At 69.3% G+C, this 13018-nt stretch carries 11 protein-coding genes; 6 read left to right on the top strand and 5 right to left on the bottom strand.

Translation table 11 applies throughout. From position 1 onward, the window contains the following. Positions 1 to 18: 18 nt before the first annotated feature. A complete protein-coding gene (ribA, locus tag ABDC25_RS17820; RefSeq protein WP_031208311.1) occupies positions 19 to 678 on the bottom strand; it encodes a GTP cyclohydrolase II in 660 nt (219 codons plus the stop codon). A gap of 129 nt (positions 679 to 807) precedes the next feature. Between ribA and ABDC25_RS17815 the strand changes: the two genes are divergently transcribed. Next, the gene (locus ABDC25_RS17815) at positions 808 to 1827 is read left to right on the top strand and encodes a zinc-dependent alcohol dehydrogenase family protein (protein WP_031208314.1); all 1020 of its coding nucleotides are present in this window, start codon (positions 808 to 810) and stop codon (positions 1825 to 1827) included. On the opposite strand, the gene ABDC25_RS17810 is transcribed toward ABDC25_RS17815, so the two are convergent. After that, positions 1817 to 2809 (bottom strand): DMT family transporter, encoded by a 993-nt coding sequence (locus ABDC25_RS17810; protein ID WP_347123933.1) that lies wholly within the window; start codon positions 2807 to 2809, stop codon positions 1817 to 1819. The genes ABDC25_RS17815 and ABDC25_RS17810 overlap by 11 nt on opposite strands. 119 nt (positions 2810 to 2928) lie before the next feature. On the opposite strand from ABDC25_RS17810, the gene ABDC25_RS17805 reads away from it, so the two are divergent. Next, positions 2929 to 3768, top strand: coding sequence for a sulfurtransferase (locus tag ABDC25_RS17805; RefSeq protein WP_347123931.1), 840 nt, complete (start codon positions 2929 to 2931; stop codon positions 3766 to 3768). On the opposite strand, the gene ABDC25_RS17800 is transcribed toward ABDC25_RS17805, so the two are convergent. Then, complete coding sequence (locus tag ABDC25_RS17800) at positions 3756 to 4679, bottom strand: hypothetical protein (protein WP_029260654.1); 924 nt, start codon at positions 4677 to 4679, stop codon at positions 3756 to 3758. The two genes, ABDC25_RS17805 and ABDC25_RS17800, sit on opposite strands and share 13 nt — an antisense overlap. A gap of 305 nt (positions 4680 to 4984) precedes the next feature. Here ABDC25_RS17800 and ABDC25_RS17795 point away from each other — a divergent pair, with 305 nt between their 5' ends. From ABDC25_RS17795 to ABDC25_RS17780, 4 genes are all read left to right on the top strand, one after another. Further along, positions 4985 to 5635 (top strand): hypothetical protein, encoded by a 651-nt coding sequence (locus ABDC25_RS17795; protein WP_021201587.1) that lies wholly within the window; start codon positions 4985 to 4987, stop codon positions 5633 to 5635. After that, positions 5632 to 5988, top strand: coding sequence for a hypothetical protein (locus tag ABDC25_RS17790; protein ID WP_021201588.1), 357 nt, complete (start codon positions 5632 to 5634; stop codon positions 5986 to 5988). Before ABDC25_RS17795 ends, ABDC25_RS17790 begins: the two co-directional genes overlap by 4 nt. 241 nt (positions 5989 to 6229) lie before the next feature. Further along, the gene (locus ABDC25_RS17785) at positions 6230 to 9433 is read left to right on the top strand and encodes a glycoside hydrolase N-terminal domain-containing protein (RefSeq protein WP_208323783.1); all 3204 of its coding nucleotides are present in this window, start codon (positions 6230 to 6232) and stop codon (positions 9431 to 9433) included. A gap of 91 nt (positions 9434 to 9524) precedes the next feature. After that, a complete protein-coding gene (locus ABDC25_RS17780; RefSeq protein ID WP_347123928.1) occupies positions 9525 to 10958 on the top strand; it encodes an MFS transporter in 1434 nt (477 codons plus the stop codon). A 76-nt stretch (positions 10959 to 11034) separates the two neighbouring features. On the opposite strand, the gene purB is transcribed toward ABDC25_RS17780, so the two are convergent. Both purB and ABDC25_RS17770 read right to left on the bottom strand, forming a co-directional pair. Then, complete coding sequence (purB, locus tag ABDC25_RS17775) at positions 11035 to 12417, bottom strand: adenylosuccinate lyase (RefSeq protein WP_046399053.1); 1383 nt, start codon at positions 12415 to 12417, stop codon at positions 11035 to 11037. 23 nt (positions 12418 to 12440) lie between these two features. After that, positions 12441 to 12953 carry a low molecular weight protein-tyrosine-phosphatase gene (locus ABDC25_RS17770; protein ID WP_029260650.1) on the bottom strand — a complete coding sequence of 171 codons (513 nt, stop codon included), beginning with the start codon at positions 12951 to 12953 and terminating at the stop codon, positions 12441 to 12443. Positions 12954 to 13018 lie beyond the last annotated feature (65 nt).

Raw genomic sequence — 13018 nt, 5'->3', positions numbered from 1 at the left:
TCGGGTATCCCGCGGGTGTCACGCTGCCGACAGGTCGAGCGTGTGCGCCGTGTGGTCGCGCTTCGCCTGCAGGTAGCGGGTGTTCGCTTCGGACAGGTGCACCTCGGTGCGCACGCGCTCGGTGACGCGGATGCCGAGCGCTTCGAGCTGCACGGCCTTGTCGGGGTTGTTGCTCAGCAGGCGGATGCCGTCGACGCCCAGCGCGTTCAGCATCTGGGCGGCCACCGTGTAGTCGCGCTCATCTTCGCCGTGGCCCAGGGCGACGTTCGCCTCGTACGTGTCGAGGCCCGCGTCCTGCAACGCGTAGGCGTCGAGCTTGGCGTACAGGCCGATGCCCCGGCCCTCCTGGCGGAGGTAGAGCAGGAACCCGCCTTCGTCGGCGATGCGCTCGACGGCTTCGCGTAGCTGGGGGCCGCAGTCGCAGCGCTCGGAGCCGAACACGTCGCCGGTGAGGCATTCGCTGTGCGGACGGACGAGCGGTGCGTCCCCGCCGTCTATCGCGCGTTCGAGTGCGGCGCGCCAGTCGCCGAGCCCGAGCAGCAGGTGCTCGCGGCCGTCGACGAGGCCGTCGAAGGTGACCACGTCGGCGGTCGTGGAGAAGCCGTCGCCGAAGCGCAGCGGCACGCGGACGCGAGTGCGTTCCGTGGCGACCGGAGCGACGGTTGAAGTTTCAATCATGTCGGGTGCAACGCGGCGTTCGGCGGACTATTCCCGGATCCCAGGATTTCGGAGGGGCTCCGTCAGAACCTCCCATCCGCGAGGGATTCGGTGTGGACTGGAGTCCACGCGACAGAAGGAGCAACACGAATGCGCGGAGTAGTCATGCACGCCCCCGGAGACGTCCGGGTCGAAGAGCGCGAGAAGCCCACCATCTCCCGGCCGACCGATGCGGTGATCCGCATCGCCGCGACCTGCATCTGCGGCTCGGACCTGTGGCCCTACCGCGGTGCCAACGACGTCGACCACGCGCCGATGGGGCACGAGTATGTCGGCGTGGTCGAGGAGATCGGCACCGAAGTGCAGACGCTGCGGGTCGGCGACTTCGTCGTCGGATCCTTCATGGCGTCGGACAACACGTGCGAGATCTGTCAGGCGGGGTACCAGTCCCGCTGCGTGCACGTGGTGCCGATGGGGCGCTACGGCACGCAGGCCGAGTACTCGCTCGTCCCGCACGCCGACGGCACGCTGGTCGTCACGCCCGGCCGGCCCGACGCCGATCTGATCCCCTCACTGCTCGCCGCGTCCGACGTCCTCGGCACGGGATGGTTCGCAGCCGTGGCCGCCGAGGTCGGACCGGGGAAGACCGTCGCCGTGGTCGGCGACGGCGCGGTCGGGCTCCTCGGGATCCTCGCCGCACGGGAGCTCGGTGCCGAGCGCATCATCGCGATGAGCCGGCACGCCGATCGGCAGGCGCTGGCGCGCGAGTTCGGCGCGACCGACATCGTCTCCGAACGCGGGGATGAGGGAGTGGCCCGCATCAAGGAACTCACGAACGGTCTCGGTGCGCATTCGGTGATCGAGGCCGTCGGCACCCAGGAGTCGATGATGCAGGCGATCCGCTCCACCCGCCCCGGTGGCCACGTCGGCTTCGTCGGCGTCTCTCACGACGTGGCGCTGCCCGGCGAGGAGCTGTTCTACTCCGGCGTGCACCTGCACGGCGGACCCGCGCCCGTGCGGCGCTTCCTCCCCGAGCTGATCCAGCTCATCTGGGACCGGAAGATCGACCCGGGCAAGGTGTTCGACCTCACCCTTCCGCTCGAAGAAGCCGCCGAGGGCTATCGGGCCATGGACGAGCGCCGCGCCACGAAGGTGCTGCTCACGGTGTGACCTCGCGGCGGGCGGAGATCTCCGTGTCGGGCGGAGATTCGACAGGAGATTCTCCGCCCATGGCGTGGTTCTCCTCCCGAGCCTGCGGCGATGTGTGTGGCTGTGCCCTGCGCCGCACGACCCTCAACTCGCTCGCGAGGATGCCGAGCACCACGAGCGCCCCTCCGATCAGCGCGGTGGCGGGCAGGCGTTCACCGGCGATGCGTCCGATGACTCCTGCCCACACCGGTTCCCCGGCGTAGATGATCGTCGCGCGGGTGGGGGAGACCGACTTCTGGGCCCAGTTCATCGTCAACTGGATCAGGCAGCTCGCCGCTCCCAGGCCGACCGCACAGCCGACCCAGATCCACGAGAACTCCGGCACGTCCTCGCCGACCACCGGCATCGTGAGCAGTCCCAGCACTCCCGCGGTGAGCAGCTGCACCACGGTGATGCGTCCGAGGTCGATCTTCCCGGCGAAGAGGCTGATCAGGATGATCTCGGCGGCGATCGGCAGCGTGCTGATCATGGTCGCGATCTCGCCCGCGCCGAGAGTCAGCGCGAAGGCATCGGGGCCGGCGATGAACAGCAGCCCGACGAAGGCCAGACCCGCCCCGACGAACGCCATGGCGGGCGGGCGCTTGCGGAACACGGCCCACTGCGCCAGCGGCACCAGCGGCACGTACATCGCGGTGATGAAGGCCGAGGTGCTGCTGTCGATGGTCTGCAGCCCCAGCGTCTGGAGGCCGTAGCCGAGGTAGATCATCACCCCGATCGCGACGCCCGCGCCGACATCGCGCCAGCGGATGCCGCGCAGCACGCGTCGGAAGATCACGACGCTGATCAGTCCCGCGATGAGGAACCGGATGCCGACGAAGAACCAGGGTCCGGAGTGCTCCATCGCCCAATGCACGAGCAGGAACGTGCCGCCCCAGACGGCGGTGATCGCGATGAGCGCGGCTTCCTGCGGTCGGAACCGCATCCAGCGGAGACGAGAGGGCATCGTTGGCCCTTTCTCGACGTTGCCGGATCGAGCCTAGTGCGCCGGACCCGTCGCCCGGATCGTGACGGAAGAAGACGATGGCGCACCGGACGCCGCCGCCGACTCGGTAGCCTCGCAGCATGAGCGACTTCGTGAGTGCCGTCGAACTGAACGACCTGCTGACCCGGGGTGCACCGGTGCGCGTGATCGACGTGCGGTGGCGCCTGGATCGTCCGGAGGCCGGGCACGACGACTACCTCACCGGGCACATCCCGGGCGCCGTGTTCGCCGCGCTCGACACCGAGCTCTCCACCCATGGCGAGCCGTCGGAGGGACGGCACCCGTTGCCGTCGACGGCCACCCTCCAGGACGCGGCGCGTCGGTGGGGCGTGCGTGCGGGCGACACGGTGGTCGCCTACGACGACTTCAAGGGGATCGCGGCCGCCCGTGCCTGGTGGCTGCTGCGTCAGGCCGGCGTCGATGTGCGGGTGCTCGCTGGCGGCATCCGCGGGTGGAAGGATGAGGGCTTCGCCGTCGCGACCGATGATGTGGCGCCGGATCCTGGCGATGTCGTCCTCACGGAGATCGGTGCGGATGCGCTGACGATCGACGAGGCCGCCGCGTTCCCGGCATCCGGTGTCCTGGTGGATGTGCGGGCCCCCGAACGCTACCGCGGCGAGACCGAGCCGCTCGATCCCGCGGCAGGACACATCCCCGGCGCACGCAACCTGCCCACCCTGCTGCATCTGGACGCCACAGGCCGCATCCTCGACCGGGAGACCGTGCTGGCGAACTTCGCCGAGGTCGGCGTCACGCCGGGCACGGCCGTCGCGGCATATTGCGGTTCCGGCGTGACGGCCGCGCACACCGCCCTGGTCCTGCATGAGGTCGGCATCGAGGCGAAGGTCTTCCCCGGGTCGTGGAGCCAGTGGTCGAACACCCCTGGCCGACCGGTCGCGACCGGAGATCAGCCTGGCTGATCCTCCCGGGGGCCATAGCCCCAGTGCAGTCCGAGGGCGCCGGGGCCGAAAGCCCGGCGCACCAGATGCACCGACGTTCCCCGGGGCGGCGGCAGCGGCGTCATGATGACGCCGTCCGGTGTCTCGAGGTGCTCCTCGCACCAGTCAGGGATCGCGTCCGGATGGAAGCGTGTCCACACCAGCAGCTCTCTGGCCTTCTGCGCCAGGGCGTGGCCGGTGTCGCGCGTCGCGGGGTAGTCGGGCGGGTACTCCACCGACCACTCCACCATCGCCGTCTCCGGCGCGGTCAGCGGCACATCGAGCTCGAACAGCACCCCGTGCACCTCGCCGTCGGGGTGGGAGTAGCGCGCGGCGATCCGGCCCCCTGCCACCGCCTTCAGCAGAGGTGCGGGGGTGCGCACCCCGGGGGTGATCTCGAGGAAGGGGATCGCCGTGATCGTGCCGACCGTGGACTGCACGATGCTGCGCGTGATGCTGAATGCGACGTTGCCGTCCGCGCCGACATCGGTCACCGAATGCGTCGTGAGCTCGCGGGAGGTGTCGGGGTAGGAGGCGCCGAGCGCGCGGAAGGCGTCGATCACCGCCAACTCGAGCTCTTCCTCGTCGATCGGGAACTGGTTGGGTCCGAGCGGACCTGTGCGGTTCGTCGATCGGAGCAGTCTGCTCAGCGCCCCCGTGTCGAGTCCGAGGAGTTCCTCGATGTCGCTGAGCGCGGCGAGCGACTGCGCCCCCTCCGGCCGTCGCGCGCCGGATCGCCAGTAGCTCAGCGTGGCCATGGACACGCGGTTCCCGCGCGCCTTGAGCTGACGCTGCAGCCACGACAGCGTCACCGGCTTCGCGTTTATCGCGTCGCGCAGGGCGTTCGCGAAGTCATCGGGTTCGGCTCTGCGCGCGTCATCTTCGAAACTCATCACAGATCCCCTCCGGTATGTGAAGATCAGCGCCTTAGAGTGAGCATACGACCGCACGCGCGTACCTCAGGGGACCGGGTGGGCATGTGGGGTCACTTGGCCGTCTTCGCAGGCAGGGTGCCCGACCCTGCGATCACCGGCCTGACGCAGTGATGCCCCCCTTGCTGCGTATGTCGTGAAGCCCGGCAATCGATCTGGGGAGATCAGCCGGGCTTCACGAATCCTCCCTCCGCAGGGCTCCCGGCGTTGCGGCTCCGCCGCCCCGCGTAGACTGGGAGCAACACCCCGGAGGACTCTGGACCGTCATGTCTGCCCCTGCTCGCGCATTCACCATGCGCCACGTGCAATTGCTGCGCGCCCTGTTCGCCGCAGTCGCTGCACTGATGATCACGTTCTCGTCTGATCACTCCGCCGCCGTCGGCCTGTCCGTGTTCAGCGGCTTCGTCTTCATCACCGCTCTCGTCCAGGTGCTCGCCGCCTGGCTGGTGCTCCCCGCCGGCTCACGCTGGTCGTACGTCCTGCTCGCCGCGGTCGGCGTCGTCGCCGGCATGGTGAGCGGAATCCCGGTGTGGCGTTCCGACGACCTGTTCTTCATCATCGTCTCCTCCTGGGCCATCGTCAGCGGCGGCATCGAGCTGCTCGCCGGCATCCGCTCCCGGCGCACCGGCGGCATGCTGTCGCGCGATGCGATCACCGTCGGGGGCCTGGGCGTTCTGCTCGGCGTGGCCCTGCTGCTGATCCCGGCCGGGTTCCTGCAGGAGTACACGATCGACAAGGCCGGCACGTTCGTCCTCTCCGGGATCATCCTCGGCGTCGGCATGTTCGGCGGGTATGCGGCGATCGTCGCGGTCTTCCTCGGCATCGCCGGCCTCACGCCGAAGCAGGTCGATGCCGTCGCCACGGTGTCCGAATCGAACGACAGCGCCGCCCCCGCGGAGCATGGAGGAGAGCGATGAGCGACGAGAAGCCCACCCGCCGGGACATTCTGCGGCCCCTGCACCTGCTCCTCATCGCGCTCGGCTGCGGCGTCTTCGCCATGGTCGTCACCCTGGTCTCGACCGGAGCCTTCACCGCACGCGTGAACGCGTCGATCGCCGACGGCACCTACGACGGGCTGACCCCGATCGCGCTGGGGCTCGTCGTCGGCGGCGGGGCGTTCATCGTGACGCTGCTGATCCTGGCGATGCTCATCCTCGCCGTCGATCCGTCCGACGTCACCAAGACGATCGATCGTCCGGTGCTGTACGACCCGGAGCCCGACGGGGAGAGCCCTGACTCCGAGGCTTCCGGCCGCCCGGCGTCCTCCTGACGCGCTCCGCAGGAGCGGCGGATCTGCTCGTCGACGGGACCATCTAACATCCGATTAAAGAGCGCGTCAGGCGTTCTGAATCGCGCGGATCTCCGGTACTTTCGGCGTACCCTCTGGACAATCGTCTCTAGACATCCGATGTCTCGTGTCGGACACTGACTTTTGACGCGCCCCGCATCCACGACCGGTTGCGAGACCGCACGGCCCCAGATGATCAACGATGCTCCGGAGGTTTGCTGTGATGATGGACCCCATTTCCCGCCGACAGGCGCTGCAGGTGGGCGGCCTCGCCCTCCTCGCCCCGCTCGTCCCTCAATTCCTGGCCGCTCGGCCTGCGGCTGCGAACGCATTCTCGGTGGACGCCGCTCTGCGCGCCGTCCCCGCCGGTGCGATCCCGCGTCCGCAGCTCTCGCCGTACGCCCTCTGGTACGCGACCCCGGCGACGAGCTGGGAGACGCAGGCGCTCCCCATCGGCAACGCGCGCCTCGGCGCGAAGTTGTTCGGGAACCCGGACGCCGAAGTGATCCAGTTCAGCGAGCAGAGCCTGTGGGGCGGCGTCAACGACTATGACAACGCGCTCGCCGGCCAGCCCGACGGAGCGTACGACACCAGCGTCACCGGTTTCGGTTCGTTCCGCGACTTCGGCGAGGTGACCGTCGCGTTCGGCGCACGCACCGTCGTGAGCTCGCCGGGAGGCCCGTACGAGGTATCGGGTGGCGAGAGCGTCGAGAAGACCTTCGACGGGAATCCGGCCACGAAGTGGTGTCTGATCGCGCCGCCCGCCGAGGTGATCTGGCAGGCCGATCTCGCGGAGCCGGTCGCCGTCTCCTCCTACGCGCTCACGAGCGCGAACGACGTCCCCGCCCGCGATCCGCAGGACTGGCGGTTCGAAGGGTCTGCCGATGGAGCGGCCTGGGTCGCGCTCGACACGCGGGCTGAAGCGCCGTTCCCGCAGCGGCTCCAGACCAAGAGCTTCTCGTTCGCGAACACGACGGCGTACGCGCACTACCGCTTCGTCTTCGCGCCGAAGGCGGGGGTCAGTCACTTCCAGGTCGCCGAGGTCGCGCTCGGCGGGGTCGACCTCGCACAGGGGAGCGCCGTCTACGTGTCGTCGCCCAGCGGCCACGCCGACTCCCTCGTCGGCACCGTGGACGCCGACCCCGCGACCGTCTGGGCGGTTCCGTCGACCGGGTCAGGGGCGGTCTGGCAGGTCGAGCTCAGCGCCAAGCTCGCCCTGAACGGCTACGTGCTCACGAGTGCTCCCGACGCGCCGGAACAGGATCCGCGGGACTGGACGGTCTCCGGCTCGGACGACGGGCTCGGCTGGAAGACGCTCGACACGCGCACCGGGGAGACGTTCCCGGAGCGCGGCACCGGGCGGGTCTTCTCGTTCGCGAACACCACCGCCTACACGATGTACCGCATCTCGTTCTCCGCACCCGGCGCGCTCCGTCTCGGCGGCATCGCCTTCACCGGCGGTGGCTTCAGCACCGCCGGAGCCCGCGCCGTCGTCGATTACCGACGTGCGCTCGACATCGCGGACGGCACCCACAGCACCCACTTCGCCACCGCACAGGGCACGGTGCTGCGTGAGGCGTTCGCCAGTCGGGATGCCGACGTGATCGCGGTGCGGTTCACCGCCGACCGCCCCGGTGCGCTCACCGCTCTCATCACCCTGGTCTCGAAGCAGGACGGCGTCGCGACGACAGTCGACGCGGGCGGCCGCCGAATGGGCTTCGCCGGAACCATGGCCAACAACCTCACGCACGCGGCCGCGGTGCGCATCGCGGAGACCGACGGAGAGGTGGTCGCCGCCGAGGGCGGACTGCGCGTCTCCGGCGCCGCGAGCATCACCCTGCTGCTCGACGCCCGCACCGACTACCGCCTGAGCGCCGCACACGGATGGCGCGGTGCGGCGCCGCAGCCGGCGATCGAGAAGGCCCTGAACGCGGCGGCCTCCCGCTCGTGGAAGAGCCTCCGCTCGGCGCACACCGCGCAGGTCTCCGAGCTCATGCAGCGCGCGAAGGTCGAATGGGGGGTCACCGACGGCGCCGTGATGGCGATGCCCACCGACCGTCGACTGCTCCGCTACGGCACGGGCGAGGCCGACCCGACGCTGGAGCAGACGCTCTACGCCTACGGGCGTTATCTGCTCCTCAGCTCGTCGAAGCCCGGCGGGCTGCCCGCCAACCTCCAGGGACTGTGGAACAACAGCAATCAGCCGGCATGGGCCAGCGACTACCACACGAACATCAACATCCAGATGAACTACTGGGGGGCCGAGACCGCCGACCTCCCGGAGTCGCACGAGGCCCTCGCGACCTTCATCCGTGAGGTGGCCGTGCCCAGCAGAATCGCCACGCGGAACGCGTTCGGTGCCGACGTGCGCGGGTGGACCGCCCGCACCTCGCAGAGCATCTTCGGCGGCAACGCGTGGGAGTGGAACACGATCGCCAGCGCCTGGTATGCGCAGCACCTCTACGAGCACTGGGCGTTCACGCAGGACAAGAAGTACCTGCGCGATCTGGCCTACCCGCTGATCAAGGAGATCTGCCAGTTCTGGGAGGACCAGCTCAAAGAGCTCCCCGACGGCACCCTAGTCGCACCGATGGGCTGGTCTCCCGAGCACGGCCCGCGCGAAGACGGGGTGATGCACGATCAGCAGATCATCTGGGACCTCTTCCAGAACTACCTCGAATGCGCGAAGGCCCTCGGCGTCGACAAGAAGTACCAGGGGACGATCGCCGACATGCAGCAGCGCCTGGCCCCGAACAAGATCGGCCGCTGGGGGCAGCTCCAGGAGTGGCAGACCGACCGCGACGACCCGAACGACATCCATCGGCACACCTCGCACCTGTTCGCCGTGTACCCGGGGCGCCAGATCACTCCGGACACTCCGGAGCTCTCGGCGGCGGCACTGGTCTCACTCAAGGCGCGTTGCGGTGAGAAGGAGGGCGTGCCGTTCACCGCTGCCACGGTCTCGGGCGACAGTCGCCGTTCCTGGACCTGGCCGTGGCGCGCGGGACTCTTCGCGCGCCTGGGCGACGCCGAGCGGGCAGGCATCATGGTGCGCGGCCTGCTCACGTACAACATCCTGCAGAACCTGTGGGCGAACCATCCGCCGTTCCAGCTCGACGGCAACTACGGCATCGTCGGCGCGATCGCGGAGATGCTCGTGCAGAGTCATGGCGACGTCATCCGGCTGCTGCCCGCCGTCCCCGCGGACTGGGCGGTGAGCGGATCGTTCGCCGGGCTCCGCGCACGGGGCGGATACCGGGTGGACTGCACGTGGCGGGACGGGAAGGTCGTCGCCTACGACGTCGTCGCCGATCGGGCACCGAACATGAGCAACGTGATCGTGGTCGTGAACGGAGAACGTCGCAAGGTGAAGCCGGGCAACCCGAAGAACGGCAAGCCCATGCGCGACCTCGGCCCGGCGCACTGACCCCGGCGGCACCGACGTCGGAGGGCGACGTCGGTGCCGCCATCCCGCATGAATCCGGAATACCGCTGCGGTGGATCGGCTTGTTCCTGGAGTGACTGCCTCCGTCGACCGCGCCTCCATCGGACTCCGGTCGGAGCGGGGCCCCATTCTCGGTGCGCTCATGCTGGCCACCGGCCTGATCGCGATCGACGCCACGATCCTCGCGACCGCCGTGCCCAGCATCGTCCGCGACCTCGGCAGCTACCAGCAGTTCCCGTGGCTGTTCTCGGTGTACCTCCTGGCACAGGCCGTGAGCGTCCCCATCTACTCCCGCTTCGCGGACACCGTCGGACGCAAGCCGATCATCCTGCTCGGCATCGCCCTGTTCCTGCTCGGCTCCATCCTCTGCGGATTCGCGTGGAGCATGCCCGCGCTGATCGTGTTCCGCATCATCCAGGGCATCGGCGCCGGTGCCGTCGCACCGATGTCGATGACCATCGTCGGCGACATCTACACCGTCGCCGAACGTGCCAAGGTGCAGGGATACGTCGCGAGCGTCTGGGCGATCTCGTCGGTCGTCGGCCCGGCGGTCGGGGGGATCTTCGCGCAGTTCGACGCCTGGCGGTGGATCTTCTGGATCAACATCCCGCTCTGTCTGATCGCCGGATGGATGCTGCTGCGCAACTACAAGGAGCAGAAGCAGACCCAGAAGCACAGCATCGATTACGGGGGAGCGGTGCTGCTCACGATCGGGCTGACCGCGCTCATCCTCGGCATGCTCGAGGGCGGGAACGCCTGGGCGTGGCTGTCGGTGCAGAGCGCCCTCTGCTTCGGCCTGGGAGTGATCGCGCTGATCGCCTTCGGGTTCGTCGAGCGCCGCGTCGCCGAGCCGATCGTCGACCTGCGCCTCGCGGGTCGACGGCTCATCCTCACCACCACGATCGTGTCGCTCGGTGTCGGCGCGCTGATGCTCGGTGTCACCAGCTTCGCTCCGGCCTACCTCGAAGGGTCCACCGGCATCGCCCCGTTGCTCTCCGGTCTCGCGGTCGCCGCTCTGACGCTCGGCTGGCCGCTCGCCGCCGCGAACGCGGGACGCCTGTACCTGCGCATCGGCTTCCGCCGCACCACGTTGATCGGCATGAGCATCACGACGGTCGCCGCCATCGCCCTGGCCTCCGTCGCCTCGTGGCCGAATCCGTTCGTGATCGCCGGCATCGCGTTCCTCTTCGGCTTCGGGCTCGGATGGAGTGCGGCGCCGACGCTGATCGCTGCGCAGGCCTCGGTCGGCTGGGGCGAGCGCGGGGCGGTGACGGGCATGAACGCGTTCGCGCGCTCGGCCGGGAGCGCTGTCGGCGTGGCCGTGTTCGGGGCGATCTCCAATGCCGTGATCGCGCAGGGCGTCGGTCCCGACGATCCCGGCACGATCATCCATGCGTCGGTGTGGGTGTTCGTCGCGGTCGCCGTGACCGCGGTGCTCACCCTGCTCGCCGCCGCCTTCATGCCGAAGGACAGTGTCGAGGAGCGCTCCGGAGAGTCAGCCCCCTAGCCCGCGCGCCTTCCTGCGCCCGTGCACTCGTCGATCGTGACGGCGACTGGGTGAGGAGTCGGGCTCAGCCTCGCGGCTACTGCGCGAGCTTCTCTGCGATACCCGTGTACGTCGCCGGGGTCAGCGCGAGCAGGCGCTGCTTGGCGGCGTCGCCGATCTCGAGACCCTGCACGAACTCGGCGAGGTCGGCCGCGCCCACCCTGTGGCCGCGTGTCAGCTCCTTGAGGAGTGCGTACGGGTCGGTGATCGTGGAGCGTCCGGCGACGACCTCGGCGCGGATGACGGTCTGGATGGCCTCGGCCAGCACCTCCCAGTTCACGTCGAGGTCGGCGAGCAGCACGTCGCGCGACAGCGAGATCGCGTTCAGGCCGCGGCGCAGGTTGTCGAGCGCGAGCAGCGAGTGCCCGAAAGCCACGCCGATGTTGCGCTGCGTGGTCGAGTCGGTCAGGTCGCGCTGCAGGCGGCTGGTGACCAGCGTCTGGCCGAGCGATGCGAGCAGGGCGCCCGAGATCTCGAGGTTCGCCTCGGCGTTCTCGAACCGGATCGGGTTGATCTTGTGCGGCATCGTCGACGAACCGGTGGCCCCGGCGACCGGGATCTGCGCGAAGTAGCCGAGCGAGATGTAGGTCCAGATATCGGTGGCGAGGTTGTGCAGGATGCCGCCGGCGTGACGCACGCGGTCGTACAGCTCGACCTGCCAGTCGTGCGACTCGATCTGGGTGGTGAGGATGTTGAAGCCGAGCCCCAGGCCCTCGATGTACTCGCGGGCGATGGTCGGCCAGTCGGCGTCGGGGTCTGCGGCCAGGTGCGCAGACCAGGTGCCGGTCGCGCCGGAGAACTTGGCCAGGTAGTCGGAGGCGGCGATCTGACCGCGCACCCGCTCGAGGCGCCAGGCGAACACCGCGAGCTCCTTGCCCATCGTCGAGGGCGTCGCGGGCTGGCCGTGCGTGCGCGAGAGCATCGCGGCGTCGGCGTGCTCGACGGCGAGCTCGCGGAGCTTCGCGATCACGGTGTCGAGGGCCGGGAGCCAGACCTCCTCGACAGCGCGCTTCACGGTGAGGGCGTAGGAGGCGGAGTTGATGTCTTCACTCGTGGCCGCGAAGTGCGTGAGTTCGGCGATGCCGTCGAGTCCGAGCGTCGAGAGTCGATCGCGCACGAGGTACTCGATCGCCTTCACGTCGTGCTGGGTGACGGCTTCCTTCTCGGCGAGCCAGTCGATCTCGGCCTGACCGAAGTCGCGGTAGAGGGCGCGCAAGCGCTCCTTGTCCGACTCCGGCAGCGGCGAGGTCTCGAACAGCGAGCGGTCGGTGAGGGCGATCAGCCACTCGACCTCGACCTCGACGCGCGCCCGGTTCAGGCCGGCCTCGGACAGGAAGTCGGCGAGACCGGTGACGGCGCCGCGGTAGCGACCGTCGAGCGGGCTCAGGGGCTGCGGCGGGAGCGAAGGCTGGAAAGTCAGGGGAGTCCTCCTGATCGGGCCCCTCAGATGCGGGGCGTGCGGGGGAGACGCAGAGCGGGTTCGAGCTGGCGGAACAGGCCCCGAGTCGCCGCCTCAATCATACCGAGCACGGAATCGAACATCTCCGCGCCCGCGTAGTAGGGGTCGGGCACGTCATGGGTCGTGGCGTTCGGGTCGAAGGCGAGAAGCAGGGTGACCTTCCCCTCCTCGTCCTCGTCGTGCGCCCATTCCCGCAGGATGCGCTCGTGCGTGCGATCGAGGGCCACGACGAGGTCGTTGTCCGCGAAGGCCGCGGCGGTGAACTGGCGGGCGCGGTGCTGGGAGCCGTCGTAACCGCGACGGGCCAGGGAATCGATCGTGCGGTGGTCGGCGCGCTCGCCGAGATGCCAGTCGCCTGTTCCGGCGCTGCGCGAGACGATGCGCGGGCCGAGTCCCTGCCGCTCGGCGAGGTCGCGGAAGACGACCTCGGCCATGGGAGAGCGGCAGATGTTCCCCGTGCAGACGAAGATCACGCGGAAGGGATCCGGGGATGTCACACCTACATTCTGCCCGGCCGCGGGCCTCCTGCACAGCGCGCACCGCCTCGCGCGATCCTCTGCAC

Origin of the sequence: Microbacterium sp. SY138 (genome assembly GCF_039729145.1) — a bacterium.
Classification (GTDB): Bacteria; Actinomycetota; Actinomycetes; order Actinomycetales; family Microbacteriaceae; genus Microbacterium; species Microbacterium maritypicum_A.
This window is presented reverse-complemented; position numbering and strand designations above follow the sequence as displayed.

Excerpts from the sequence above, each read along its gene's own strand:
- ribA (WP_031208311.1), bottom strand. The coding sequence starts at position 678 with ATGATTGAAACTTCAACCGTCGCTCCGGTCGCCACGGAACGCACTCGC.
- ABDC25_RS17785 (WP_208323783.1), top strand. The coding sequence starts at position 6,230 with ATGATGGACCCCATTTCCCGCCGACAGGCGCTGCAGGTGGGCGGCCTC.
- ABDC25_RS17800 (WP_029260654.1), bottom strand. The coding sequence starts at position 4,679 with ATGAGTTTCGAAGATGACGCGCGCAGAGCCGAACCCGATGACTTCGCG.
- ABDC25_RS17795 (WP_021201587.1), top strand. The coding sequence starts at position 4,985 with ATGTCTGCCCCTGCTCGCGCATTCACCATGCGCCACGTGCAATTGCTG.
- ABDC25_RS17805 (WP_347123931.1), top strand. The coding sequence starts at position 2,929 with ATGAGCGACTTCGTGAGTGCCGTCGAACTGAACGACCTGCTGACCCGG.
- ABDC25_RS17815 (WP_031208314.1), top strand. The coding sequence starts at position 808 with ATGCGCGGAGTAGTCATGCACGCCCCCGGAGACGTCCGGGTCGAAGAG.
- ABDC25_RS17810 (WP_347123933.1), bottom strand. The coding sequence starts at position 2,809 with ATGCCCTCTCGTCTCCGCTGGATGCGGTTCCGACCGCAGGAAGCCGCG.
- ABDC25_RS17790 (WP_021201588.1), top strand. The coding sequence starts at position 5,632 with ATGAGCGACGAGAAGCCCACCCGCCGGGACATTCTGCGGCCCCTGCAC.